This window comes from Polymorphum gilvum SL003B-26A1 (genome assembly GCF_000192745.1).
Lineage (GTDB): Bacteria > Pseudomonadota > Alphaproteobacteria > Rhizobiales > Stappiaceae > Polymorphum > Polymorphum gilvum.
In genome coordinates, this window is sequence record NC_015259.1 from 1,689,950 (window position 1) to 1,714,592 (window position 24,643).

26 protein-coding genes are annotated in these 24,643 nt (G+C 68.4%); 11 read left to right on the forward strand and 15 right to left on the reverse strand.

Annotated elements, in window-relative coordinates; all coding sequences use genetic code 11:
- Positions 1-8: 8 nt before the first annotated feature.
- Complete coding sequence (purL, locus tag SL003B_RS07945; protein ID WP_013652321.1) at positions 9-2,207, reverse strand: phosphoribosylformylglycinamidine synthase subunit PurL; 2,199 nt, start codon at positions 2,205-2,207, stop codon at positions 9-11.
- A 179-nt stretch (positions 2,208-2,386) separates the two neighbouring features.
- Between purL and SL003B_RS07950 the strand changes: the two genes are divergently transcribed.
- A complete protein-coding gene (locus tag SL003B_RS07950; RefSeq protein WP_013652322.1) occupies positions 2,387-2,779 on the forward strand; it encodes a hypothetical protein in 393 nt (130 codons plus the stop codon).
- Entirely contained in the window at positions 2,704-3,588 is an 885-nt protein-coding gene (locus SL003B_RS07955; protein WP_206771964.1) for a M15 family metallopeptidase, read from the forward strand. Before SL003B_RS07950 ends, SL003B_RS07955 begins: the two co-directional genes overlap by 76 nt.
- A 159-nt stretch (positions 3,589-3,747) precedes the next feature.
- Here the strand turns inward: SL003B_RS07955 and speB are convergent, their stop codons facing one another.
- From speB to purC, 5 genes are all read right to left on the reverse strand, one after another.
- Entirely contained in the window at positions 3,748-4,722 is a 975-nt protein-coding gene (gene speB, locus SL003B_RS07960; RefSeq protein WP_041375437.1) for an agmatinase, read from the reverse strand.
- A 278-nt stretch (positions 4,723-5,000) separates the two neighbouring features.
- Positions 5,001-5,672 (reverse strand): phosphoribosylformylglycinamidine synthase subunit PurQ, encoded by a 672-nt coding sequence (gene purQ / locus SL003B_RS07965; RefSeq protein ID WP_013652325.1) that lies wholly within the window; start codon positions 5,670-5,672, stop codon positions 5,001-5,003.
- Between the two features lie 43 nt (positions 5,673-5,715).
- A complete protein-coding gene (locus SL003B_RS24050; RefSeq protein WP_041375438.1) occupies positions 5,716-5,823 on the reverse strand; it encodes a phosphoribosylformylglycinamidine synthase-associated small membrane protein in 108 nt (35 codons plus the stop codon).
- 19 nt (positions 5,824-5,842) lie between these two features.
- Positions 5,843-6,082 carry a phosphoribosylformylglycinamidine synthase subunit PurS gene (purS, locus tag SL003B_RS07975; RefSeq protein ID WP_013652326.1) on the reverse strand — a complete coding sequence of 80 codons (240 nt, stop codon included), beginning with the start codon at positions 6,080-6,082 and terminating at the stop codon, positions 5,843-5,845.
- Between the two features lie 130 nt (positions 6,083-6,212).
- Complete coding sequence (purC, locus tag SL003B_RS07980) at positions 6,213-6,977, reverse strand: phosphoribosylaminoimidazolesuccinocarboxamide synthase (RefSeq protein ID WP_013652327.1); 765 nt, start codon at positions 6,975-6,977, stop codon at positions 6,213-6,215.
- A gap of 316 nt (positions 6,978-7,293) precedes the next feature.
- On the opposite strand from purC, the gene SL003B_RS07985 reads away from it, so the two are divergent.
- The 3 genes from SL003B_RS07985 (at position 7,294) to SL003B_RS07995 (ending at position 8,974) form a co-directional block, all read left to right on the forward strand.
- Positions 7,294-7,617 carry a DUF1476 domain-containing protein gene (locus tag SL003B_RS07985; protein ID WP_013652328.1) on the forward strand — a complete coding sequence of 108 codons (324 nt, stop codon included), beginning with the start codon at positions 7,294-7,296 and terminating at the stop codon, positions 7,615-7,617.
- A gap of 235 nt (positions 7,618-7,852) precedes the next feature.
- Positions 7,853-8,623 carry an HpcH/HpaI aldolase family protein gene (locus SL003B_RS07990; protein ID WP_013652329.1) on the forward strand — a complete coding sequence of 257 codons (771 nt, stop codon included), beginning with the start codon at positions 7,853-7,855 and terminating at the stop codon, positions 8,621-8,623.
- A 132-nt stretch (positions 8,624-8,755) separates the two neighbouring features.
- Positions 8,756-8,974 carry a hypothetical protein gene (locus SL003B_RS07995; protein ID WP_013652330.1) on the forward strand — a complete coding sequence of 73 codons (219 nt, stop codon included), beginning with the start codon at positions 8,756-8,758 and terminating at the stop codon, positions 8,972-8,974.
- Between the two features lie 6 nt (positions 8,975-8,980).
- On the opposite strand, the gene SL003B_RS08000 is transcribed toward SL003B_RS07995, so the two are convergent.
- The 6 genes from SL003B_RS08000 to SL003B_RS08025 all read right to left on the reverse strand — a co-directional run bounded on the left by SL003B_RS08000 (position 8,981) and on the right by SL003B_RS08025 (position 14,187).
- Positions 8,981-9,532: an RBBP9/YdeN family alpha/beta hydrolase gene (locus SL003B_RS08000; RefSeq protein ID WP_013652331.1), complete on the reverse strand. Its 552-nt coding sequence runs from the start codon at positions 9,530-9,532 to the stop codon at positions 8,981-8,983.
- A 144-nt stretch (positions 9,533-9,676) separates the two neighbouring features.
- Positions 9,677-10,138, reverse strand: coding sequence for a BA14K family protein (locus tag SL003B_RS08005; RefSeq protein ID WP_013652332.1), 462 nt, complete (start codon positions 10,136-10,138; stop codon positions 9,677-9,679).
- 204 nt (positions 10,139-10,342) lie between these two features.
- Positions 10,343-11,671: an adenylosuccinate lyase gene (purB, locus tag SL003B_RS08010; protein WP_013652333.1), complete on the reverse strand. Its 1,329-nt coding sequence runs from the start codon at positions 11,669-11,671 to the stop codon at positions 10,343-10,345.
- 70 nt (positions 11,672-11,741) lie between these two features.
- Complete coding sequence (locus SL003B_RS08015) at positions 11,742-12,308, reverse strand: hypothetical protein (protein WP_013652334.1); 567 nt, start codon at positions 12,306-12,308, stop codon at positions 11,742-11,744.
- Positions 12,309-12,395: 87 nt separating this feature from the next.
- On the reverse strand, positions 12,396-13,148 hold the full coding sequence (locus tag SL003B_RS08020; RefSeq protein WP_013652335.1) for a DUF2259 domain-containing protein: 753 nt from the start codon (positions 13,146-13,148) through the stop codon (positions 12,396-12,398).
- Positions 13,149-13,212: 64 nt separating this feature from the next.
- A complete protein-coding gene (locus SL003B_RS08025; RefSeq protein WP_013652336.1) occupies positions 13,213-14,187 on the reverse strand; it encodes a sodium:proton symporter in 975 nt (324 codons plus the stop codon).
- An 87-nt stretch (positions 14,188-14,274) separates the two neighbouring features.
- Here SL003B_RS08025 and SL003B_RS08030 point away from each other — a divergent pair, with 87 nt between their 5' ends.
- Positions 14,275-15,528, forward strand: a complete 1,254-nt coding sequence (locus tag SL003B_RS08030; protein ID WP_148259424.1) for an NAD(P)/FAD-dependent oxidoreductase — start codon at positions 14,275-14,277, stop codon at positions 15,526-15,528.
- Positions 15,529-15,538: 10 nt separating this feature from the next.
- Here the strand turns inward: SL003B_RS08030 and SL003B_RS08035 are convergent, their stop codons facing one another.
- Positions 15,539-16,018: an Lrp/AsnC family transcriptional regulator gene (locus SL003B_RS08035; RefSeq protein ID WP_013652338.1), complete on the reverse strand. Its 480-nt coding sequence runs from the start codon at positions 16,016-16,018 to the stop codon at positions 15,539-15,541.
- 156 nt (positions 16,019-16,174) lie between these two features.
- Between SL003B_RS08035 and SL003B_RS08040 the strand changes: the two genes are divergently transcribed.
- Complete coding sequence (locus SL003B_RS08040; RefSeq protein WP_013652339.1) at positions 16,175-19,657, forward strand: indolepyruvate ferredoxin oxidoreductase family protein; 3,483 nt, start codon at positions 16,175-16,177, stop codon at positions 19,655-19,657.
- Positions 19,658-19,669: 12 nt separating this feature from the next.
- Here the strand turns inward: SL003B_RS08040 and SL003B_RS08045 are convergent, their stop codons facing one another.
- Both SL003B_RS08045 and SL003B_RS08050 read right to left on the reverse strand, forming a co-directional pair.
- A complete protein-coding gene (locus SL003B_RS08045) occupies positions 19,670-20,671 on the reverse strand; it encodes a P1 family peptidase (RefSeq protein ID WP_013652340.1) in 1,002 nt (333 codons plus the stop codon).
- Between the two features lie 161 nt (positions 20,672-20,832).
- On the reverse strand, positions 20,833-21,273 hold the full coding sequence (locus SL003B_RS08050) for a flavin reductase (protein ID WP_242390352.1): 441 nt from the start codon (positions 21,271-21,273) through the stop codon (positions 20,833-20,835).
- A gap of 334 nt (positions 21,274-21,607) precedes the next feature.
- Between SL003B_RS08050 and SL003B_RS08055 the strand changes: the two genes are divergently transcribed.
- The 4 genes from SL003B_RS08055 to SL003B_RS08070 all read left to right on the forward strand — a co-directional run bounded on the left by SL003B_RS08055 (position 21,608) and on the right by SL003B_RS08070 (position 24,583).
- Positions 21,608-22,702, forward strand: coding sequence for a branched-chain amino acid ABC transporter substrate-binding protein (locus tag SL003B_RS08055; RefSeq protein ID WP_049792566.1), 1,095 nt, complete (start codon positions 21,608-21,610; stop codon positions 22,700-22,702).
- 119 nt (positions 22,703-22,821) lie between these two features.
- Positions 22,822-23,343, forward strand: coding sequence for a L,D-transpeptidase (locus SL003B_RS08060; RefSeq protein WP_013652343.1), 522 nt, complete (start codon positions 22,822-22,824; stop codon positions 23,341-23,343).
- Positions 23,344-23,434: 91 nt separating this feature from the next.
- Complete coding sequence (locus tag SL003B_RS08065) at positions 23,435-23,950, forward strand: YeeE/YedE thiosulfate transporter family protein (RefSeq protein WP_013652344.1); 516 nt, start codon at positions 23,435-23,437, stop codon at positions 23,948-23,950.
- 12 nt (positions 23,951-23,962) lie between these two features.
- On the forward strand, positions 23,963-24,583 hold the full coding sequence (locus SL003B_RS08070) for a YeeE/YedE thiosulfate transporter family protein (RefSeq protein ID WP_013652345.1): 621 nt from the start codon (positions 23,963-23,965) through the stop codon (positions 24,581-24,583).
- Positions 24,584-24,643: the final 60 nt, after the last annotated feature.

The following is a 24,643-nucleotide window of genomic DNA, read 5'->3' on the forward strand; positions in this document are numbered from 1 at the left end:
TGCTGGCACTACTGCATCGCCATGTAGGCTGGGAACCAATTCTCGTGTGCCTCCCGCAGCTTTGCAACGGATATGGTGAGGATGCCCTCAACAGTCAAATCGGTGCCGCCGACCGTGCCGATCTGCTGTGCCTCGACACCAGCGTCAACAGCATCCTCCAGCAGGCTGTCGACATCGTCCGCTCGTGCGGTGATGACATAGCGGCCCTGATCCTCGCCGAAAAGGGCGGCATGGGCCAGCCCGGACAGCTTCACGGTGGCCCCCAGGTCGCTGGCCATGGCCATTTCCGCCAGGGTGACGCCGAGGCCGCCGGAGGACACGTCATGGACGGCAGTCACGCGGCGGGCGCCGATGAACTGGCGCACCAGCAACCCGTTTCGCCGCTCCGCCGCGAGGTCGACCGGTGGGGGTGTCCCCTCTTCGCGGCCGAGAATCTCCGCAAGGTACTGGGAGGCGCCGAGGTGGGATCCAATCCCGCCAACGATGATGATCGTATCGCCCTCGCCGGCAAAGGCCGACCCGGCGCGGACGGTGACGTCGGGCAGCAGGCCGACGCCTCCGATGGCCGGCGTCGGCAGGATCGCCTTGCCTTGGGTCTCGTTGTAGAGCGAGACGTTGCCCGAGACGATAGGGAACCTCAGTGCCAGGCAGGCCTCGCCGATGCCTTTGATGCAGCCGACGAACTGGCCCATGATCTCGGGGCGTTCCGGGTTGCCGAAGTTGAGGTTATCCGTCGCGGCCAGCGGTTCGGCGCCGACCGCCGTCAGGTTGCGCCAGACCTCGGCGACGGCCTGCTTGCCGCCTTCGAACGGGTCGGCTTCGCAATAGCGGGGCGTGACGTCGACCGTGAATGCAAGGCCCTTGCGGGTGCCTTCGACACGGACGACGCCGGCGTCGCCGCCGGGCCGAGCAGCCGTGTTGCCCTGGATCAGGGTGTCATACTGTTCGTAGACCCAGCGGCGCGAGGATCCGTTGGCGCCGCCGACGAGCTTCAGCAGGGTCTCGGCATAGTCGGCAGGTTCCGGGATGTCGGCTGCGTTCAGGATAGGGCGCTTCTGCCACTGGTCCCAAGGCCGGTCGTATTCGGGCGCCTCGTCGCCGAGGTCCTTGATCGGCAGGTCCGCGACCACATCGCCCTGGTGCTTGACGATGAAGCGCAGCGTGTCGGTGGTCTTGCCGACAATGGCGAAGTCGAGGCCCCATTTGCGGAAAATGGCTTCCGCCTCGGCTTCCTTCTCGGGCCGCAGGACCATGAGCATGCGCTCCTGGCTTTCCGACAGCATCATCTCGTAGGCCGACATGCGCTCTTCACGCACCGGCACCTTGTCGAGATCGAGTTCGATGCCGAGATCGCCCTTTGCGCCCATCTCGACTGCCGAGCAGGTCAGGCCCGCCGCCCCCATGTCCTGGATGGCGATGACGGCACCGGTCGCCATCAGTTCGAGGCAGGCCTCGAGCAGGCACTTCTCGGTGAACGGATCGCCGACCTGGACGGTCGGGCGCTTTTCCTCGATGGTGTCGTCGAATTCTGCCGAAGCCATGGTGGCGCCGCCGACGCCGTCGCGTCCGGTCTTGGCACCGAGGTAGACAACCGGCAGGCCGATACCTTCAGCCTTGGAAAGAAAGATAGAATCGGTGCGGGCAAGACCTGCAGCGAAGGCGTTGACGAGACAGTTGCCATTGTAGCGGGCATGGAATTCGACCTCGCCGCCGACCGTTGGCACGCCGAAGGAATTGCCGTAGCCGCCGACACCGGCGACGACGCCGGAGACGAGGTGCCGGGTGCGCGGATGGTCCGGTTCGCCGAAGCGCAGGGCGTTCATCGCCGCGATCGGGCGAGCACCCATGGTGAAGACGTCGCGCAGGATGCCGCCAACCCCGGTCGCCGCGCCCTGGTAGGGCTCGATGTAGGACGGATGATTGTGGCTTTCCATCTTGAAAACAACGGCCTGACCGTCGCCGATGTCGACCACGCCGGCATTCTCCCCCGGACCCTGGATGACCCGCGGACCGGTGGTCGGCAGGGTTTTCAGCCACTTCTTCGACGATTTGTAGGAGCAGTGCTCGTTCCACATGGCCGAGAAGATGCCGAGTTCGGTGAACGTCGGCTCGCGCCCGATCAGGTCCAGAATGCGTTGATATTCCTCGGGTTTCAGGCCGTGGGCGGCAACCAGGTCGGGCGTGATCTTGATGTCGTTGGGAATCATGGGCGTCCGGTGCGTTGGCGGATTCGGGGGCCGGGGGCGATTTTGACGGCCGGTTTACCAGATCGGGAGGCGGAATGGGAGAGAATAGCGGATCGCGGGCGCCGTTGACCAAGATCAACATGGGCCTGGCGACGGGTCTGTAGGATGGCTGCGGATATCGACAGGATGGAGGACAAGCCATGGTCAGCGCCTTGAAACGGTTTTTCGCTATCACCGGTCTGGCTGCGGCCGCAGCCCTGGCCGGTTCCGATGCCGGCCGGGCGCAGGGCGGACTGCTCGAGGTCTATGTCGCCTTCCTCGGGCCGGCCGACCATTACAATTCCCGCGGGGCAAGGCTGACCGAACCCTGGCAGATCATCCGCCAGGACCGGGCCAATTTCCACCGTTTCGGCATCCGCGATCCGGGCGATCAGGGCGACCGCTTCTTCGCCTCGGCCAACAACCGCGAGCGCATGGAGCGGATGATCCTGAACGGCTACATCGACCCGAGCGCGGCGTGGCGGATCGTCAACGAGAACGTCTGGATTCGGGTCGAGATCTACCCGAACTCGGTCAATGTGACTGTCAATTGAGACGTCTTTTCAATGTCTTGTCCCTGTGGTGCGGATTGGTCTGCGTCCTTGCGGGTCATGCCGCGCCGGCATGGGGACTGAGCCTCGACGACAAGCTCGCGCTACTGGTCGCCGCCTATCCGCAGAGCCTGTCGCATGTGGCGGACGGGCGACTGCACTTCCGCGACGGCGGCCCGCCGCTCGCCATCGACGACGGGCGGACGAAGACCCATGCGCAGGCGCTGGAAAGCGCGGACGTGGAGGACATGCTGTCGCAGCCCTATCCGATCGGGCCGTGCGAGACGCGGTCGGAGGTCGATATCGATCCGGGCCGCGTCCGCTCCGAGGCGTTGCTGAAGCGCCTCTATGGCGCCAGCCGGGAGGCGGTTATCCGACAGCTGACCACCATCGACTGGTTCGGCGCCCGGTTGAAAGTGACGACGGCCCAGGGCATGGACCGGGCGCTCCTGAAGGTTCGAGACGATCTTGCGAAGCTTCCGGAAACCGTCATGCAGCCCGCGTCAAAGAGTGCTGGAACCTTCAACTGGAGAGTCATAGCGGGAACAGACAGGCTGTCCGTTCACAGTTTCGGTGCAGCGATAGATCTCGATACAGCCTATGCCGATTACTGGCTATGGGCGGGAGGAAGGCCGGGAGACGTGCCATACTACAAGAACAGGGTGCCGATGGAGATCGTGGAGGTCTTCGAACGGCATGGGTTCATCTGGGGCGGACGCTGGTATCACTTCGACACGATGCATTTCGAATATCGTCCGGAACTCATCGCGATCGCCAGAACGGCCGGATTCGACGCCTGCGCCGCGCCCTGACGCGCGTCGAGGGTGGCGAGACTGCGTATAAATACGTATAATTCGACGTCCGAGAGACTCCGGAACGTGTCCTACTTCCCTCCTGAGACCCGCCGGAGAGTTGCCGGAGAACTGTTTGCATGCCGCCGGCCCGCTGCCGGACCGTGGCGCCCCGCCGGCCTAGCCGATTTCGTCGCGGGCGGTGGCGAGGACGCAGAGCAGTTCGAACATCATCGAGGCTCCGACCCAGGCGGTGCCGCCGGAGGGGTCGAAGGGCGGAGAGATCTCGACCAGATCGGCGCCGACCAGGTTGAGGCCGTTCAGCTTGCGCACCATGCGCTGGGCCTGGAAAGTGGTGAAGCCGCCGATCTCCGGCGTGCCGGTGCCCGGCGCATAGGCGGGGTCGATGCCGTCGATGTCGAAGCTGACATAGGTCGGCTCCTGGCCGACGCGCTCGCGTGCCTCGGCCATGACGTCGTCGAGGCCGCGCTCCATCAGTTCCTCGATCATGACGATGCGCACGCCCTGGGCCTGGCCCCACTCGATGTCCTCGCCGTCGTACATGGTGCCGCGGATGCCGATCTGGACGACGCGCTCCGGGTCGAGCAGGTCTTCCTCGATGGCACGGCGGAACGGGGTGCCGTGGGTGTAGCGGAAGCCGCCGAAATAGCCGTCGAACAGGTCGGTATGGGCATCGAAGTGGATCATGCCGAGCGGGCCGGAGCGGGCGAGGGCGCGCAGGATCGGCAGCGAGACGAGATGGTCGCCGCCGGCGGTGAGCGGCATGATGCCCCGGTCGACGACCGCGTCGTAGAAGCCGGTGATGCGGGCGAGCGCATCCTGCACGTCGGCCGGATTGACCGGCGCGTCGCCGAGGTCGGCGCAGCGGACCAGCCGGAACGGGCTGATGCCGGTGTGCGGATGGACGAATCGAATCATGGTCGAGGCGTCGCGCAACTGGCGCGGGCCGTGGCGGGCGCCGGGGCGGTTGGTGGTGCCGCCGTCCCAGGGCACGCCGATGAGGCCGATGTCGACCTGCGCCGCGCGCGGGTCGGTCAGCGGGACATGCGGCAGGCGCATGAAGGTCGGAATGCCGGCGAAGCGCGGCAGGTCGAAGCCGGACACCGGCTCGAACGAAAAGTCGTCACCCGTCATTTTCAGCCCCCGTTCTGCACCCAGCATGCACAACGGGCCGGGCAGCGACAAGAGGCGGGGCTCGATGCACGCAAGGGGGCGGCCGTCATTCCCCCCGGCCGCCGTCCCGCCAGCGGTCGCCCCGGGCGAGCAGCGCGAGGCCGGGGTTCCCTCGTTTGCAGAGCGGTGGTTGCATGGCTCTGCCCGCACCGCTGCGCTCCTGCGACCTTGCGGAGCGACGATGCGCGAGCGGGCTGCGGGTTTCCGCTGCGCTTGGCCGGGGATGCGGGGAGGGACGGTCAGCCGACCAGTTCGCCCATCAGGCTTTCGAACAGCAGTCGGCCGTCGGTGCCGCCCTGGAGCGGTTCGACCAGGTTCTCCGGGTGCGGCATCATGCCGAGCACGTTGCCCCTGGCGTTGACGATGCCGGCGATATCGTGGATCGAGCCGTTCGGGTTGCTGCCCTCCGCATAGCGGAAGACGACCTGGCCGTTGTCCTCGATGGCTTTCAGTGTCTCGGCGTCGGCGAAATAGTTGCCGTCATGGTGGGCGACCGGGCAGCGCCAGACCTGGCCGGCGTCGAAGCGGTTGGAGAAGGCGGTGCGGGTGTTGACCGTCTCCAGCTTCACCTCGCGGCAGACGAACTTCAGATGGGCGTTGCGCATCAGCGCGCCCGGCAGCAGGCCAGCCTCGGTGAGGATCTGGAAGCCGTTGCAGACGCCGAGGACATAGACGCCGCTGGCCGCCTTGTCGATCACCGCCCGAAGTACGGGAGAGCGTGCGGCGATGGCGCCGGCGCGCAGGTAGTCGCCGTAGGAGAAGCCGCCGGGCACGACGATGAGGTCGACGTCGGGGATCTTGGTCTCGGTGTGCCAGACCGTCACCGGCTTCACGCCGGTCACCAGTTCCAGCGCGTGGAGCATGTCGCGGTCGCGGTTGAGGCCGGGGCAGAGGATGACGGCGGATTTCATGGTCGCGGGTTCCCGGTGGTCAGGAGCGGTTACGGCAGGCGAATCACAGCAGCACGAGAACGGCGATCACGCTGACGACGGCCGGCAGAACGATGAAGACCGCCGCCTTGACGGCCAGGAAGCGGATCGCGCGGGCGGTATCGTCGTCCATGGCGTCGCCGGCCTGCGTGTCAGAGGATTTCGATCGAATAGTTCTCGATCACCGTGTTGGCGAGCAGCTTCTCGCACATGGCGGCGAGGTCGGTGCGGGCGGCGGCGGCGTCGCGGCCGTCGAGCTCGATGTCGAACACCTTGCCCTGGCGCACGCCGCCGATGCCGGAAAAGCCGAGCGCGCCGAGCGCGCCCTCGATCGCCTTGCCCTGGGGGTCGAGGACGCCGTTCTTCAAGGTGACGGTTACGCGTGCCTTCATGTGCCGGTGGCCTTCTTGCGAAGCGGTCTGTCGCCGCACGGTGCAGAAACGGACGGGCGCCGATGGCGCCCGCGGTCAGTCGCAGGGGGAACGCGGCGCCATCCTCACACGGAGGCGCCGCGTCGCCGGGTCACTTGACCAGGGTCGGGCCCGAACCCGTCGGGCGGTCGTTGTCGTTCAGGATGCCGAGCCGGCGCGCGACTTCCTGATAGGCCTCGAGCAGGCCGCCCATGTCGCGACGGAAGCGGTCCTTGTCCATCTTCTCGTTCGTGGCGATGTCCCACAGACGGCAGCTGTCCGGCGAGATCTCGTCGGCGACGACGATCCGCATCATGTCGCCTTCGAACAGGCGGCCGCACTCGATCTTGAAATCGACCAGGCGGATGCCGACGCCGAGGAACAGGCCGGACAGGAAGTCGTTGACGCGGATGGCGAGCGCCATAATGTCGTCGAGTTCCTGCGGGGTGGCCCAGCCGAAGGCGGTGATGTGCTCTTCGGACACCATCGGGTCGCCCAGTTCGTCGTTCTTGTAGTAGAACTCGATGATCGAGCGCGGCAGCTGGGTGCCTTCCTCGAGGCCGAGACGCTTGGACAGCGAGCCGGCCGCGACGTTGCGCACGACGACCTCGAGCGGGATGATCTCGACTTCGCGGATCAGCTGTTCGCGCATGTTCATCCGGCGAATGAAATGGGTCGGAATGCCCATGCCGTTCAGCTGGTTGAAGATGAACTCGGAGATGCGGTTGTTGAGGACACCCTTGCCGTCGACAATCTCGTGTTTCTTGGCGTTGAAGGCGGTTGCATCGTCCTTGAAGTGCTGGATCAGGGTTCCAGGCTCCGGGCCCTCGTAGAGGATCTTGCCCTTGCCTTCATAGATGCGCCGGCGGCGGTTCATAGGCACGTACCGTGTTCGTTTGAGGAAATCCATCGAGGCGGGTAACTCCTTTGTGTTCCGATGCCGGGTGGCGCAAGTGCTGACCAATCACCGATGCATCGACATCCAGTCCCGCATTAGCGGCGCGGAACTTACCCGATCGCCGGTCAAAGTACAACGTGAAGCTTTGCCGGTTTCCCGCAGGGCTCTCATGCTTATGGGGCATGGCGCGCATATCGCGTTGATTTGCGTCGGTGCCGAGGCTATGCAGAGGCTCAGACAGGGCCCATATGTGAGGGGCGCCGGACGCACTGTCCGCAGTTCAGGAGGCACCAGGATGAGCACGTTCAACAAGCGCGAGGAAGGTTTCGAGAACAAGTTCGCGCATGACGAGGAACTGAGGTTCAAGGCCAACGCCCGCCGGAACAAGCTGCTCGGCCTGTGGGCTGCGGAGAAGCTCGGCCTGTCGGGCGACAAGGCGGAAGACTATGCCAAGGAAGTGGTGCGGGCCGATTTCGAGGAGCCGGGCCACGAGGACGTGTTCCGCAAGATCCGCGGCGACTTCGATGCCGCCGGCGTCGACCAGTCCGACCACCAGATTCGCCGCACCATGGACGAACTGCTGCAGACCGCCGTCCAGCAGATCCAGACCGGGGGCTGACCGCCTTTCGCTGGCGCGCGGTTCGGACAAGCAAGGGCTCCCGCGGCGCGGGAGCCCTTTTTTGCTGCGTGGTTTCCGGTTCGCGCTTACCGATCAGGGCCGATCCGGGCCGATCCGGGCCGATCCGGGCGGCGGTGGCCCTTGCGGAGGCGGTGCGAAGCGGCTTTGATGCCCGTCCGTCCCGTCCTCCGGCCCAGGCCGACACGCGGACGCCGAAGGAGGAAACACGTCTACCATGACCCCCGCGCAGCCCATCCTCGCCAGCCGCCTGAAGGCGGACGAAGCCATCGTGACCGCCTGGTCGACCCTTGCCGTGCCGATCCTGGCCGAACTGTTCGGCCGCGCCGGCTATGCGGCGGTGACGCTGGACATGCAGCACGGCCTGCACGACCTTGCCAGCGTGCGCGAGGGCGTGGCGTCGATCGCGCTGGGCGGCGCGCACCGGATCGTGCGCATTCCGGTCGGCGAGACTGCCACGGCGAGCCGGCTGCTCGACATGGGGGCCGAGGCGGTGATCGCGCCGATGATCAATTCGGCGGCCGACGCGCGGGCCTTCGCCGAGGCGATGAAATATCCCCCGCTCGGGGCGCGCAGCTGGGGACCGCAGCGCGGCGCGCAATTGGCCGGCCTGAGCGTGCCGGACTATCTCGTCCGGGCCAACGACGAGACGCTGGCGCTGGCCATGATCGAGACGCCGGCGGCGATCGCCGCGCTGGACGAGATCCTCGCCGTGCCCGGCATCGACGGCGTGTTCGTCGGCCCGAGCGACCTGTCGCTGACACTGTCGGGCGGGGCAAAGCTCGATCCGGGCGGGGAGAAGACGCTGGCGGCGGCGGCCGAGATCGCGACGCGGGCGCGGGCGGCGGGCAAGATTGCCGGCATCTTCTGCCTGGAGCCGGAGACGGTCGGCAAGGCGAAGGCGATGGGCTACCGCCTGATGGCCTATGGCGGCGATATGTCGCTGTTCCTCGGCGCGGCGCAGCAGGCGGTCAAGGCGGCCGGTTGATCTGCCGCAAGGACGCAGGGCGGCAATGGCGCGAGGATTCCCGCCGTCCAAGGGCGGGTCTGAAGGGGGCGCGCGGCGCCCGGACGGCCGGGACCCGTCCGCCGTTGCAGATCCGACAGGAGCCTTGCCGCCATGTGGAAGCTCGCCGTCGTCTTTTTCATCGTCATCGGCCCGACCCTCGCCGGGATCGGCGCCCTGATCCCGCTCACCGTGTTCGGGGTCAATGCCTTCGACCCGCTGATCCTGGCCGGCTGCGCGGCCGCCGGCGCGATCGTCGCGCTGCCGGTCAGCTATCTGGTCGCTCGGCGCGTCAACGAGTTGATCCAGCCCAGGGGCCCGCGCACCGCCTGAGCGGGGCTATTTCAGCGCGGCCATGAAATGGGCGAAGCTCATCATGCCCTCCGGCCAGGGACCGTGGCCGGAGGCGGTGTTGATGTGGCCGGCCGCGCCGGCATCGAGCAGGGTCGTCTCCCACAGGCGCGACAGCTGGTCGGCGCGCTCGAAGGAGCAATAGGGATCGTCGCGGCTGGCGATCTGCCAGGCATGGATGCCGAGCGGGGCGGTCGGCAGCGGCGCGAAGGCCCGGCAGGGGGCGGGCACGCGGGCGCTGTCGTCGACATCGGGAGCAGCGACCAGGAAGGCGCCGCGCACCAGGGGGCGGACCTGCGGCAGGGCGTGGACCACGGCGGCGACGCCGAGGGAATGGGCGACCAGCACCACCGGCCGCGTGCAGGACCGGACCTCGTCGACGAGCTTGCCCGTCCAGTCGGCGAGGTTGGGCGTGTCCCAGTCGTCCTGCTCCACCCGGCGCGCGGTCGAGAAGCGCTCGATCCAGCGGCTCTGCCAGTGCTGCGGTCCCGAGCCGCCCCAGCCCGGCACGATGAGGATGTCCGCCTCGGCGATCTTCATGGACCCGTCTCCCGTCCTGTTCGGCGCGTGCGCCGTCTGTAGAGCGGGAGGCGGCGGGCGATCAAGGGCGACGACGCGAAAAAGGGGATGCCGGTGACGGCATCCCCCGAGGGTGTCGCGATGGGTCTGGCGATCGCTGCTCGGTCAGGGCCAGTAGGGAGACCGGCAGGCGCGGCGCGGGCCGTTGTAGGGCTGGAACGTGTTGTCGTAGGCCCGATAGGACTTGTAGCGCCGCTGGCACCAGTTGTAGTGGGCCGCCGGCAGGCCGCGCGGGGCGGGCTGGGCCATCCCCTGGCCGAGGAACAGGCCGAGAGCGAAGGCGGCGGGCGGGAACCACCAGCCGTTGTACTGGCGATAGCCGGGACGGTAGTCCCGGTAGCCGCGGTGGCCGTTGTAGTAGGGATGGCCGCGGTGGTGATAGTAGCCCTTGCCGTGCGGGTGCTGCGGCGGCTGGCGCTTCTGGACGAGGACGAGATTGTCGTCGACGACGGCGCCGGCAGCGGGGCCGGCCTTGGGCAGCGGCAGGGCCGTGGCGCCGGGGGCGATCGCCGCGACGCCGATGGCGGCGGCTGCCAGGGCTGCGATCAGTCTGTTCCTGCGGGTCATGGGGTTTCCTCGCTCGGTGGTCGCTTCGCGCTTCACCCGGACAACCGTTCAGGTCAAGAATGGTTCCCGGGGTCGACACCGCTCGCCGACCGATCCGGCGTGTAAAAACACGCCCGCCCGACGATGCCGTTTCAGTATGGCATCACCGGCGCCGGTTTTCATCGTGGCAACTACGGACCCGGGAGGGGCTCCCGACGGGCGCCGTCACGCCGCGCCGAACACCCGCCTGAAGATCACGTCGACGTTCTTGGTGTGGTAGCCGAGATCGAAGCGGTCCCTGATGTCCTCTTCCGAAAGATAGCGACGCACGTCGGCGTCGTTCAGCAGCTCGGTGAGGAAGTCGACGCCGGCGGCCCCGGAGACCTGGTAGCTTTCCCAGACCTTCATGGCGTTGCGCTGGACGAGGCGGTAGGCGTCCTCGCGCGAGCAGCCGGCCTGGGTCAGCGCCAGCAGGATGCGCTGGGAGTGCACCAGGCCGCCGAGCCGGTCCATGTTGCCGATCATGCGCTCCGGATAGACCAGGAGCTTGTCGATGACATTGGTCAGGCGCGCGAGGGCGAAGTCGAGGGTGACGGTCGCGTCCGGACCGATCATGCGCTCGACCGACGAGTGCGAGATGTCGCGCTCGTGCCACAGCGCCACATTCTCCATGGCCGGGATGGCGTAGCCGCGCACCAGTCGGGCCAGGCCGGTGAGGTTCTCGGTCAGCACCGGGTTGCGCTTGTGCGGCATGGCCGACGAGCCCTTCTGGCCGGGGGAGAAATATTCCTCGGCTTCCAGGACCTCGGTGCGCTGCAGGTGGCGGATCTCGGTGGCGACGCGCTCGATCGACGAGGCGATGACGCCGAGCGTGGCGAAATACATGGCGTGGCGGTCGCGCGGGATGACCTGGGTCGAGACCGGCTCGGCCTTCAGGCCCATAGCGCGGGCGACGTGCTCCTCGACGCGCGGATCGATGTTGGCGAAGGTGCCGACGGCGCCGGAGATGGCGCAGGTGGCGATTTCCTCGCGCGCGTTGACGAGGCGGGTGCGGCAGCGGTCGAACTCGGCGTAGGCTTCCGCCATTTTCAGGCCGAAGGTGACCGGCTCGGCGTGGATGCCGTGGGAGCGGCCGATGCAGACCGTGTCCTTGTGCTCGAAGGCGCGGCGCTTGAGGGCGGCCAGCAGCGCGTCCATGTCCTTCAGCAGCAGATCGGTGGCGCGCACCAGCTGCACGTTGAAGCAGGTGTCCAGCACGTCCGAGGACGTCATGCCCTGATGGACGAAACGGGCATCCGGGCCGACGATTTCGGCCAGATGGGTCAGGAAGGCGATGACGTCGTGCCTGGTCTCGCGCTCGATCTCGTCGATGCGATCGATGTCGAAGGTGGCCGCGCCGCCCTTGTCCCAGATGGTCCTGGCGGCCTCCTTCGGGATCACGCCCAACTCGGCCAGCGCGTCGCAGGCATGGGCCTCGATCTCGAACCAGATGCGGAACTTGGTTTCGGGCGACCAGATGGCGACCATGTCGGGTCGCGAATAGCGCGGGATCATCGCTGTCCTCGTTCTTGGCAGACGCGGGGGGTGGCGTCGCGAAGCGCAATAGCAGAGAGCGCGACGGGGCTCAATGCGACGGGCGGCGAATGCCCGGACCGGCTCGGGTCGGGAGCGCCTGGCGGCGGGTGAAGACGAGGGCGGCGAGAAGCAGCAGCGGCAGGCCCCAGGGCAGCAGGATACGCATGCCCTCGATGCCGAACAGATAGGCGGCCGTGGCGCCGGTCATCAGCGTCTCGACGATCCAGGCCTTCGAAAGGGTCGCGTCGTGCCACTGCGCGTAATAGGCGCGGAACTGGAGGAAGAACAGCAGGGCGGTCGTGGCGACCGTCCCGATGCCCAGCGACAGGACCATGGCGGCGAACCTGGCCGACGGGTGCCGGCGCAGGCAGGCGACCACCGCAGCGGCGATCCAGGCGACGAAGGAGCCCAGCAGGCCGCCGGCGGCGAACAGGAGGACGATCGCCAGGGTGCGGGCGGTGAGGCCCTGTTCGGCCCACCACAGGTGGCCCGCGGCGAGGCCGGCCATGGCGAGCGCCCACAGCGGCGCGAACAGGGCGGCATCGGGCAGGGCGACCCGCACCGTTGCCGCGATGGTCGGCCTTGCCGGCCAGATGTGTTGCCGTTCCGCACGCATGCTCGTCGTCTTCGCAGGATCTTCAGGTTATCGGAACAGTGTTGCCGGCAAAGCCTAACAAGCGATGGATAGCGGCGCGCGCGAGCGTCAGAATCGGCCCGTGACGGCCAGATAGCGGCCGTCCGGACCCTCGAAGCCGACCGTCTCCATGAGAAGCAGCACGGCGAAGACTGGATCCCCGTCCGCGGGATAGTGGGTAAGGATACGTTCGATCGAGTAGCCGAGCGGGCAGTTGCGGCTCGCCGGCAGGGTCCTGTCCTCGGCGAGCACGGTCGTGCGGGCGCTCCGGACGAGCGTCAGGCGGAAGCCGCGGGTCTCGGCGCCATAGTCGGCGCAGTGGCCGGCGGGCAGCGGAAACTCGGTAAGCGCGAACTCGAGCGGATCGTCGATCGGCGGCAGCACCCGGCGCGGCACGACCATCAGGTGATGGGGATCGGCGGACATTTCTGTCGGGGGATTGTGGCCGACGAGCGTGCCGAAGCCGGCGATGCCGGCACCGCGCAGGACCGGCACGGCTGCGGCGCGGTTGGCTTCGCGCGTCCTGGCGAGCGCTGCGTCGGGATCGTAGGGCGGTGCGTCGTCGATCTCGTCGCGGCGGCGGAGCGGGGAGCCGGGAACCCAGGCGTCGCGGGCGACGTCGATGACGTAGATGCTGGAATAGGGAAAGCCGGAGCCGTCCTGGAGGCCGAACTCCTCGAAGGCGAAATGACGGCCGTCGGCGGAAAAGCCGAGGATCTCGACCTCGGCGACATCGCCGGCGACGGCCGGGCCGTAACCGATGGCGACGGCGAGGAGTACGGCGGCGCTGAGGCCGCGGCGCAGTTTCATGGGGCGGGGCATGGCATCGGTTCTCCCTGGTCGGTTCTACTTTAGTCCGGCAGGACGGCCGAAACCGTGGCCTGCGTCACACCGGCGGCGCCGGGGCCGGCGCGGAACGGCCGGTGTAGCGGCGCGAGAAGGGGCGCAGGAACAGCGGCAGCATGTAGATCGGCAACTGGCCGAGGCCGAAGTAGAGCCAGGTGAGATCCGGCAGCGTGCCGCCGAGGGCGGCGACCATGAGCCCCATGTTGCGGTTGCCGACGGCATGGGCGATGACGAAGGCGTCGCCGCGTGCAGCGGGGGCGAAGACGAGGAGGGTCAGGCCGATCTGGGCGAGGGCGACGGCAAAGGTGAGCAGGGCGATGCCGGCCGACAGCAGCGGACGCGAAGAGAAGCTGGCGGCGACGCCATCCATGACGGCGACGGCGAAGAACAGCAGCAGCAGGACGTTGGCCCCGTCGATGTGGTCGTGGGCGGCGGCGATCCGCTCCAGCCCGACGAGCCGGCGCAGGAGCCAGGCGATCAGCATCGAGCCGGCGAGCAGCGAGATCAGCTTGACCGCAAGGGTCAGCCCGTCGACCGGCAGGACGTCGCCGAGCATCAGTTCGCCGATCAGCGGCGCCGACAGCGGCACGAGCAGGATCGAGGCGACCAGCACCGTCAGGCTGAGGGCGCCGTCGAGGCCGAGCAGATACATGAAGGCGGGGGCGGACATGATCGCGGGAGCTGCAGTGACGATGAACAGCGCGAGCATCAGGTCGGGCTGGAGATCGGCAAGGCCGGCCGCGCGCGCCGCGGTGCCGGCCACGAGGGGCACGGCGACCGTCATCCAAAGGGCGGCGAGCAGGACGAGACGCGGCCGGCGCAGGCGCACGCGGACGGCGGCCGGATCGACGCGCAGGAACGCGAACACCAGCAGCACGAAGATCGCTTCCGCGACCCAGGGGCGGGCGAGCGCGGACAACTGGGGGACCGCCATGCCGGCCAGCGCGCTGAGCGCGACGGCGCTCGTACCGCGCCGTCCGATCCACGCGAGCGCGGCCGTTGCCCCTCTGATCATTGCAGAAACACTCCTGTGCCGGGTTGGCGAAACACGGTATATGGCCAAGAATGCCCGGTGCAACATCCGGTTCGTGCGTTCGGGAAGGTGCATGGGGTGCAGACAGTTGACGTGATCGTGCTGGGGGCGGGCATCGTCGGGGCCTCGACGGCGCTGCAGCTCCAGCGCAAGGGACTGGAGGTCGCCCTCATCGACCGTCGGCAGCCCGGCGAGGAGACCTCGCACGGCAATGCCGGCATCATCGAGCGCAACGGCTTCGTCCCGGTCACGTTTCCCGACAAGCCGCGGCTGCTGCTCGAGATCGCGCTGAAACGATCGGTTGCGGTCAACTACGATCTCAAGGCGCTCGCCCGGCTGCTGCCCTGGCTGCAGGCGTTGCGCCGCCAGTCGAGCCGGGTGGCCCTGCAACGCTTCGCCCATGCGATCGACGCGCTGGAGCGCCATGCGGTCGGCGAACACAGGGCGCTGGCAGCGCTCGCCGACTGCGAGCGTTATTACCGGCGGACCGGCTGGATCCACCTGTTCCGCACCGAGGCAGCCTATGCCGCCGCGGAGACTGCACGGCACTATGCGCGCATCTTCGGAGCCGCATACCAGGAGCTCGGCGCGCTCGATCTCAACGAACTTGAACCGGGACTGACCGCAGACGACTGCCTCGGCGTGTTCTGGCCGGAAACCGAATCGGTGTCCAATCCCGGCGCCGTCACCAAGGCCTTCGCGCGCAAGGTCGGCGAGCTCGGCGGCCATCTCTACAACGGGGACGCGCGCCGCCTGACGCGCTCCAAGGGCGGCTGGGCAGCGATGAGCGACCGGGGACCGGTTTGGGGTCGCGCCGCGGTGGTCGCGCTCGGGCCGTGGGCGATGGACGTGCTCGGACCGCTCGGGCATCGGTTTCCCATGGCGGTCAAGCGCGGCTACCACATGCATTTTCGCGCGGTATCGGGGGTGTCGCTGACCCGACCGGTGGTCGACATGGAAAACGGCTATGTGCTGACGCCGATGGAAAAGGGCGTGCGGCTGACCACAGGCGTGGAATTCGCTGCGCGCGATGCGCCGCCAACACCGGTGCAGATCGATCGGGCGAAGGCCTGCGCGAAGGAGATCTTCCCGCTCGGCGCGCCGGCCGAGGCCGAGCCCTGGATGGGCAGCCGGCCGTGCCTGCCGGATTCGCTGCCGGTCGTCGGCGCCTCGCCGATCGCCCCGGGCCTGTGGCTCAATTTCGGCCATGGCCATGTCGGCTTCACGCTGGGGCCGGTGACCGGGCGGCTGATCGCCGAGATGATCGCCGGACAGGCGCCGTTCGTCGACCCCTCGGCCCTGTCGCCGCTGCGGTTCCTGTGAGCGGCGGCGGTTATCGCTCCCGCAGCGGCAGGGCGACGGTGTCCTTCACCGTGTTGACGACGATGCGCGACTGCACGTCCGAGACGAGCGTGTTGTCGAGCAGCTTCAGGCGCAGGAAGTTGTCATAGGCCTTGATGTCGTCGGCGACGACCTTGATCAGGTAGTCGACGGCGCCGGTGATGCGTTCGCAGGTGACCACCTCGGGCCAGGCGTGGACCAGACGGTCGAAGGTCTCCATGTTCTCCCGGCTCGGCACGGCCAGCTTGACGAAGGCATAGGAGACGAAGCCGAGGCCGACCGCCTCGCGGTCGACCACCGCCACGATCTGGCGAATCACCCCGTGTTCCTTGAGCTTCTTGATGCGGCGCCAGCAGGGCGTCTGGCTCATGCCCGCCTCGCGCGCGACGTCGGCGATCGACAGGGACGCGTCGCGCTGGAGGACGCGCAAGACGCGGATGTCGGATGGATCGAGGAGAAAATTTTCTGTCATGGCGGGATAGGCGGAATAATTCTCGTGGGCGCTCGCGATTATCTGGCACAATAGCACAGAAATCGTCATGAAAAAGGAGGATTATGGCGCCTCAGAGGCTGGTTTTTTCCGCCGCGCCGGTCCGCGCGGCAGGGACGAGCCGAGGAGGGGAAGACGATGAATGCCCATGCCGGCGTCGTCACGCTAGACGACAAGTATCTCGCCACCCAGGGTCAGGTCTACCTGACCGGCATCCAGGCGCTGGTGCGCCTGCCGCTCGACCGGGCGCGGCTCGACCGGGCGGGCGGGCTGAAGACCGGCGGTTTCATCTCCGGCTACCGCGGCTCGCCGCTGGCCGGCTACGACACGGAACTGGCGCGGGCCAAGCGCCATCTGGCCGGCCATGACGTCGTGTTCAGGCCGGGCGTCAACGAGGAACTGGGCGCGACCGCGGTGTGGGGCTCGCAGAAGGTGCGCCAGCACGGCAAGGGCTCGGACTACGACGGCGTGTTCGGCATCTGGTACGGCAAGGCGCCGGGCGTCGACCGGGCCGGCGACGTGCTCAAGCAGGCCAACGCCTCGGGCGTCGACGCCCACGGCGGCGTGCTGGCGCTGGCCGGCGACGACCATCTCGCCAAGTCGTCGATCCTGCCGGCGCAGAGCGAGTTCTTCTTCGAGCATGCGGAGATCCCTGTGCTCAATCCGGCCGACATCCAGGAGGTGCTCGACTACGGCCTGCACGGGCTGGAGCTGTCGCGTCACTGCGGGCTGTGGAGCGCGCTGATCTGCGTCGCCGACACGATGGATGCCTCGGCGACCATCTCGGTCGATGCGCAGCGGCTGGCCTTCGTGCGGCCCGAACAGGATCCGCGCGCGGAGCGCGACCTCAACCGCGTTCTGCTGCTCGGCAACCGGCTGGAGACCGAACGGCTGTTGCGCGACGTGCGCGTGCCGGCGGCGCAGGCCTATGTGCGCGCGAACCGGCTCGACCGGGTCGCCTTCGGCGCCAGCCGGCCGCGGCTCGGCATCGTGGCGACCGGCAAGGCGTACCGCGACCTGCGCCAGGCGCTGGACCTCCTCGGTATCGGCGAGGCGCGGGCGCGCGCGCTCGGTCTTGCGGTCTACAAGGTGGCGATGCCCTGGCCGCTGGAACCCACGGGCCTGGCCGAGTTCGGGCGCGGCCTGGCGCGCATGCTGGTGGTCGAGCACAAGCGTGCGTTCCTGGAATCGCAGATCAAGGAAATCTCCTATCACTGGCCGGAGACGAGCCGGCCGAGGATCTGGGGCAAGCGGACGCCTGACGGTGAGCCGTTCCTGTCCGACGTGCTGGAACTGAGCGTGGCGGAGATCGTCGAGGCGCTGCTGTCGTGGCTGCCGCAGGACGCGGTGAGCGAGGAGATGCAGGCGGTCAGCATGCGCATGACCGAGCAGGTGATGTGGGCGCAGGGCCATGCGGAGCGGGCCGCGCGCACGCCCTATTTCTGCTCCGGCTGCCCGCATTCGACCTCGACCAGGACGCCGGAGGGCTCCCGCTCGATGCCGGGCATCGGCTGCCATGCGATGACCGAGGTTGCCGGGCGGACCACGGACGGCCAGATCGCCATGGGCGGCGAGGGCGCGCTGTGGGTGGGCCAGAAGGATTTCGCCCGCGACGGCCACGTGTTCGCCAATCTCGGCGACGGCACCTATTTCCACTCCGGCATCCTGGCCATCCGCCAGGCGCTGTCTGCGGGCGTGCCGATCACCTACAAGATCCTCTACAACGACGCCGTCGCCATGACCGGGGGCCAGCGCCACGACGGCCAGCTGAGCGTGCCGCAGATCACGCGCCAGCTTGAGGCTGAGGGCGTGGAGAAGATCGCCGTCATCAGCGAGACGCCCGACGCCTATCTCGGCCGCAAGGACCTCGCGCCGGGAACCGCCGTGCATCATCGCGACGACCTGATGAGCGTCCAGGAGGCGTTCCAGGCCCATCCAGGCGTGTCGGTGATCGTCTACGACCAGACCTGCGCGGCGGAGAAGAGGCGCCGGCGCAAGAAGGGCACGTTCCCCGATCCGGATCGGCGGCTGTTCATCAACGACCGGGTGTGCGAGGGCTGCGGCGACTGCTCGGTGCAGTCGAACTGCCTGTCGGTGGAGCCGCTGAAGACACCATTCGGCGACAAACGGCAGATCAACCAGTCGAGCTGCAACAAGGACTTCACCTGCATCAAGGGCTTCTGCCCGTCCTTCGTCGAGATCGAGGGCGCATCCTTGCGCAAGGCGACGGCCAAGGGGCTTGACGTCGACGCGCTGGTTGCCGGCCTGCCGGCGGTGACGCAGCCGGGGCTGGAGCGCACGGTGAACCTGCTCGTCGCCGGCATCGGCGGCATGGGCGTCACGACGATCAGCGCCGTCCTGGCGATGGCCGCCCATCTGGACGGCAAGCAGGCCTCGACCCTCGACATGACGGGCCTTGCCCAGAAGGGCGGGCCGGTGACCTCGCACGTGCGCTTCGCCGCCGGAACGCGGAGCATCGAGGGCCCGCGGGTGCCGACGGCGAGCCTCGACGTGCTCATCGCCAGCGACATGGTGGTCGCGACCAACGCCGAACAGCTGGCACTCGCCAACCGCTCGGCGACGCAGGTGTTCGCCAACACGCGGGTGGCGCCGACGGCCGAGTTCGTGCTGCGCCAGACTCAGTCCTTCGACGAGGCGCGCATGCTGAAGGCGCTGCAGAGCGCGTCGGTCGCCTGCCACGCGGCGGACGTAGCCGGTATCGCCGAGGCGCTGCTGGGCGACGCGATCTACGCCAACATGATGCTGGTGGGCATGGCCTGGCAGGCGGGCGTGCTGCCGGTCTCGGCGGAGGCGATCGAGACGGCGCTGCACCTGAATGGGGCGTCGGTGGCCGCCAACGTCAAGGCGTTCCGCGCCGGCCGCGTGCTGCTGGCCGAGCCGGACAGAATCCTTTCAGCCCTGCCCAGCACGGACGAGCCGGCGGAGGAAACGCTCGAGGCGAAGATCGGCCGGCTGGCGGACGACCTGACCGCCTATCAGGACGCCGCCTATGCGGCGCGCTACGCCGCCCTGGTCGAGCGGGTGCGCGCGGCGGATGCCGCGTTCGGGCCGGGCACGATGCGGCTGACCGAGACGGTCGCCGACATGCTCTACAAGGTGATGGCCTACAAGGACGAGTACGAGGTCGCCCGGCTCCATGCCGATCCGGCCTTCAGGGCCAGGATCGCGGCGCGCTTCGACGATCCGCGCAAGATCAAGGTCTGGCTGGCGCCGCCGCTGCTCGCCCGGCGGCTCGACGAAAGGACCGGCCGGCCGGCGAAGATCGCCTTCGGACCGTGGATCTTCGGTGTCTTCGGGGTGCTGGCGAGGATGAGGCGGCTTCGCGGCACGGCTTTCGATCCGTTCGGCCGCACCGCCGAGCGCAAGGCGGAACGGGCGCTGATCGAGCAGTATGTCAGCGACGTCGAGACCGTCATCGGCCATCTCGGCTCGGCCGGCTACGGCCTGCTGGTCGAGATCGCCCGGGTGCCGGACCTCGTGCGCGGCTTCGGCCCGGTCAAGGAGGCCAACCTGGAAAAGGCCGCCGTGAAGCGGGCGCAGCTGCTCGACCGGCTGGAGCGCGAGCACGCCCGCGGCGCCTTCGCGGACGCGGCCGAATAGGGCTTTGCGGCCCTAGCCGAACCGGTCCTGCCAGGTCGGCACCGGGTCGCCCGGCGCCGGTCTCGCGTGGTAGACGCCGCGGGCGATGGCGCGGGCGAGGGTCGAGGCGGCGGCCGCGCCGATCTGCACCATGTCCTCGAGGGGGCACTCGAGTCGTCGTTGGCCGGTCGACACGGCAAAGACGAGATCGCCGTCGAGCGGGGTATGGGCCGGCCATAGCGCCTTGGCGAGCCCGTCATGGGCCATCACGGCGAGGCGCTTGGCTTCCGACTTGGTCAGCTTCGCATCGGTGGCGACGGCGGCGATGGTGGTGTTGGCGCCGGCATTCAGCCCGTCGAGCTTGGTTCTGACGCAGACCGCGTCGTCGGGCAGGGGCGAGGGCAAGCCGAAGCCGCCGAACTCGCCGTCGCGCTCGAAGGGGGCGGCCCAGAAGTGGCGCGTGTCGCCGACGGTCGCCCGGCCGAGCGCGTTGACGGCGACGATGGCGCCGACCGTGACGCCGTTGGGCAGCACGACGGAGGCGGAGCCGAGCCCGCCCTTGAGATTGGCGGTGGTGGCGCCGCAGCCGGCGCCGTAGGAGCCGAGGCGGAAGTCTTTGCCGGTGTTGTCGAGCGCTGCGCGGCCGAGGTCGCGATAGGGTGCGGTGGCGCCCCAGCCCTTGTTGCCGCCGTTGAGCAGGTCGAACAGGATCGCCGAGGGTACGATGGGAACGCGCACCGGACCGACCTGGAAGCCGCGGCCGAGTTCGGCCAGACGGCCCTGGACACCGGCGCCGGCATCGAGGCCGAAGGCCGAGCCGCCGGCGAGCACGATGGCGTCGACCGCCTCGACGGTCTGTTCCGGCTCCAGCAGCGCGATCTCGCGGGTGCCGGGCGCGCCGCCGTGGATGGCGACCGAGGCGACCGCCGGCTCGTCCGGCAGCACCACCGTGACGCCGGACTTCATGTGCGGATCCTCGGCACAGCCGACCGAAATTCCCGGGACGTCGGTGATCAGATTGCGCGGGCCGGTCATGCGGTCTTCCCCGTTCGCGATGGAACCAGGCCTGCAAGACTAGCGCCCGCAGGGACGGCCGTCGCGGATTTCTTTCGCGACAGGCAAACATCTGATTATCGCATGGGCCGAAGGTCGCGGCCGATCCGGGATTCGTCTGGCCAAGCGTCGCAGGGGTGCGATCAGAGCGCGCGGTAGGCGCGGTCCTTGTAGACCAGCGTTTCGCCGACGGCGCCGTAACGGACGCCCTGCAGGGCGCCGACGATGATCGAGTGGGTGCCCATCTCCATGGTGCGCAGGACCTTGCAGTCGGCATTGACGCTGGCCGTGGCGAGCGCCGGCGCACCGGTGGCGAGGGCGTCCCAGCGGGCGAGGGCGAAGCGTTCGTCCATGGCGATCTGGGTGCGTCCGGCGAAGGCGTCGGCCAGCGGCTCGGCGCCCGCCGGCAGGGTGCTCACACAGAAGACGCCGTTGGACAGGATGGCGGCATGGACGCGGCTGGTGCGGTTGAGGCAGACGAGAAGGCAGGGAGGAGTGTCGGTCACCGAGCACACGGCCGAGACGGTTGCCCCGAAACGTCCGGCTGCGCCGTCGGTCGTGACGATGTGGACGGCGGTCGCCATCCGGCTCATCGCATCGCGAAAGCTCGCAAGATCGACGGGCGAACTCTCGTCGCGGATGGTCGTCTTCGGTATCAGGGTTTTGATCCTCTTGCCTCGGGCGGGCCGACAGAGCCCATCGTCCGGCGCCCAGGTCCACCCGTGTCGTTCGGTCCCGTCATCGCGCGTGGCGGGACCGAGCCGTCCCGGTGCATATAGGGCACGGTTCCGGTTTTAGCACCGGCGCGTTAAAGAAGTCTTCGGAGAAGTCGCACCGCGGCGGGGTCGTCCCGGCGCTTCCGTGCTATGACACGGACAAGAGATGGAAAACCGAACCTTGCCCAGACGCGTCAGAACGATGGCAAAACTCCTTCCCGCCGGCGCCATCTTAGTCCTGCTGGCGCCGGCCGTCGCGGCGGCCGACATCGTGATCGGCGTGGCCGCCCCGATGAGCGGCCAGTTCGCGCCGTTCGGGGAGCAACTCGCCGCGGGCGCCGCGCAGGCAGTGGCCGACATCAATGCCTCCGGCGGACTGCGGGGCGAGACGCTGGTGCTGGAGATCGCCGACGACGGTTGCTCGGAAAGCCGGGCCGTGGCGGTCGCCAACCAGTTGGTCGGCAAGGGCGCGGTTCTGGTCGTCGGCCATGTCTGTTCCGGGCCCTCGCATGCGGCCAGTGCCGTCTATGCCGCCAACGGCATCGTACAGGTGTCGCCGGCCGCAACGGCGCCGAAGTTCACCGATGAGCGGGCAGGACCGGGCGTGTTCCGCCTCGCCCGGCGCGAGGACGCGCAGCCAGCGACGATCGCCCGCCTGCTGGCGGAGGAGTTCGGCGGCAAGGGGATCGCGATCCTCGACGACAGGACGGCCTACGGCAAGGGCCTGGCCGACGACGTGAAGGACCGGTTGCGCGCGACCGGGGTCCGCGAAGCGCTCAGCCTGTCCTACGACGGTGGGCAGAAGGAGTTCGGCGGGCTGGTGTCGACCCTGCGGTCGGAACGCATCGATGCCGTCTTCATCGGCGGCTATGCGCCGGAAGTCGGCGCCCTGCGCAGCCAGATGGCGGAGGCCGGACTGGACATCCCGCTGCTCGCCGGCGACGCAGTGCTGACCGAGGACTACGGGGCCTTCGCCGGGGCAGCCGCCGCGGGAACGCTGGTCGCCGCTGCGCCCGATCCGCGTCAGGCGCCGGAGGCACAGGTCACGGTCGCCGCGCTGGAAGAGACGGGCAAATCCGCCGACGGCTATGTGCTGCCAGCCTATGCCGCCGTTCAGGTCTATGCAGAGGCGGTCCGGACGGCCGAGAGCATCGACCTCGCCGCCGTCGCCGGCATTCTGCAGCAGGGCCGTTTCGACACCGTGCTCGGCCCAGTCGGCTTCGATGCCAAAGGCGACAGCACGCTGCCGGGCTTCGTCTGGTGGGTTTGGGCGGACAACCGGTTCGTCCAGCGCTAGGCTTGCGGTCCGACGCCGGTTTAACCCTGACTCGAAGTTGTCGCGCGGGGGGCATCGGCAGCGACGGCGCGCGTCATTAGAGTCCTGCTCGGATCGGCAACACCCGACGAGGTGGCTTTATGGGCAGAGTGTTCGGAAGGTTCCTGGCGCTGCTGGCAGTCGCCGGCAGCATGGGCTTCGGCGGGCCTCATGTGCAGGCCGCGCCCGATCTCGTCGCCTTCAAGGACCCGCGCTTCCGGCCCGGAACGGTGGTGATCAAGAATTCCGAGCGTCGGCTCTATCTGGTGCTCGGCCGCGGCCAGGCGTTGCGCTATCCGGTCGCCGTCGGCCAGCGCGGCAAGTCCTGGACCGGCCAGACCTACATCGACGGCAAATACGTCAAGCCGGCCTGGTCGCCGCCGGCCGTGGTGAAGCGGGACTTCCCCGACCTGCCGGACGTCATCGCAGGCGGCGCGCCGAACAACCCGATGGGCGTGGCGGCGCTGACCCTGGCGGGCGACGACTATGCGATCCACGGCACCAACCGGCCCGGATCGATCGGCCGGGCGGTGTCCTACGGCTGCATCCGGATGCGAAACGGCGACATCCTCGACCTGTTCAACCGCGTCGGCCTCAATACCCCGGTGGTCGCCGTGAACTGAGGCAGGCGCGCGGGTTGCGTAGTCGCCCTGATTTAATTCGAATTCATGAATGTATAAAATCTCCTCGAGACAACGTGAAGAGGAGGTTGAAATGGACGTCCTTTCCAGAAAGTCCTGGTCGCCCTACGTGGCCGGGATCGTGATCGGGCTGCTGCAGATCCCGGCGTTCCTGCTGGCGGGTACCGCTCTCGGCGCCTCGTCGTCCTTCGTCACCGCGGCGGCCTGGGTGGCCAGCATCTTCGATCCGGCCGCCGCGCAGATCGACTATTTCGCCAAGCACCTCGTTGGCGCCAAGAACTACTGGCAGGCGGCGATGGTGATCGGCATCGGCCTTGGCGCCTACCTGTCGGCACGCGCCAGCGGCACGCGGCGCGCGTCCTTCGCACCGTCCTGGACCGGCTACACCGGCATCCGCTCGTTGGCGGGGCGGCTGGCGATGGGCTTCGTCGGCGGCTTCGTCCTGCTCGTCGGGGCCCGCATCGCCGACGGCTGCACGTCCGGGCACGGCATTTCCGGCATGGCACAGCTCGCGGTCGGCTCGACCGTCGCGGTGGCAGCCATGTTTGTCGGCGGTATCGCCATCTCGATGCTGTTCCGCAAGGTCTGAGGAGGCCATGACATGACCCTGTTCTGGATGATCGTTCTCGGCCTCGCAATGGGGCTGGTGTTCGGGATCGCGCTGGAGAAGAGCCGCGTGATGGAGCCCGGCGTGCTCATCGGCCAGTTCCAGTTCCGCACCTTCATCATGCTAAAGATGTTCCTCGCCGCGACGACGACGGGCCTCGTCGTGCTGGCGGTCCTCAACGGCGGCTTCGGCGTGCCGCTCGGGCCGAAGGCGGCTGCCTGGGGGCCGGTGATCGTCGGGGGGCTAATCCTCGGTGCGGGCATCGCGCTCGCCGGCGCCTGCCCGGGCACCGCGCTCGCCCAGATCGGCGCGGGCTACAAGGACGCCTGGGCCGTGGTCGCCGGCGGTATCCTCGGCGCGATGTTCTACAGCTACAACATGGATTGGATCCACGCGGCACTCGACTGGGGCAGTGCGGGCAAGATGACCTTCGTCGACCTGATCCCGCTGCCGTTCTGGGTGCTTGCGCTGATCGCCGCGGCGCTGCTCGTCGTCCTGATGGTCGTGCTCGAGAAGATCTCGCCCTCGGCGATGGAAAAGGCCGGGGTCGACGTCGCCATGGACGACGGCAGCGACACGCAGGCGGGCAGCGCCCGGCTGCATCCGGCGGAATAGCCCCGGAAAACCAGGCCGACCTTCGGCCCGGCGTCGCCCGCGACCCGTCTCCTTGCGGGG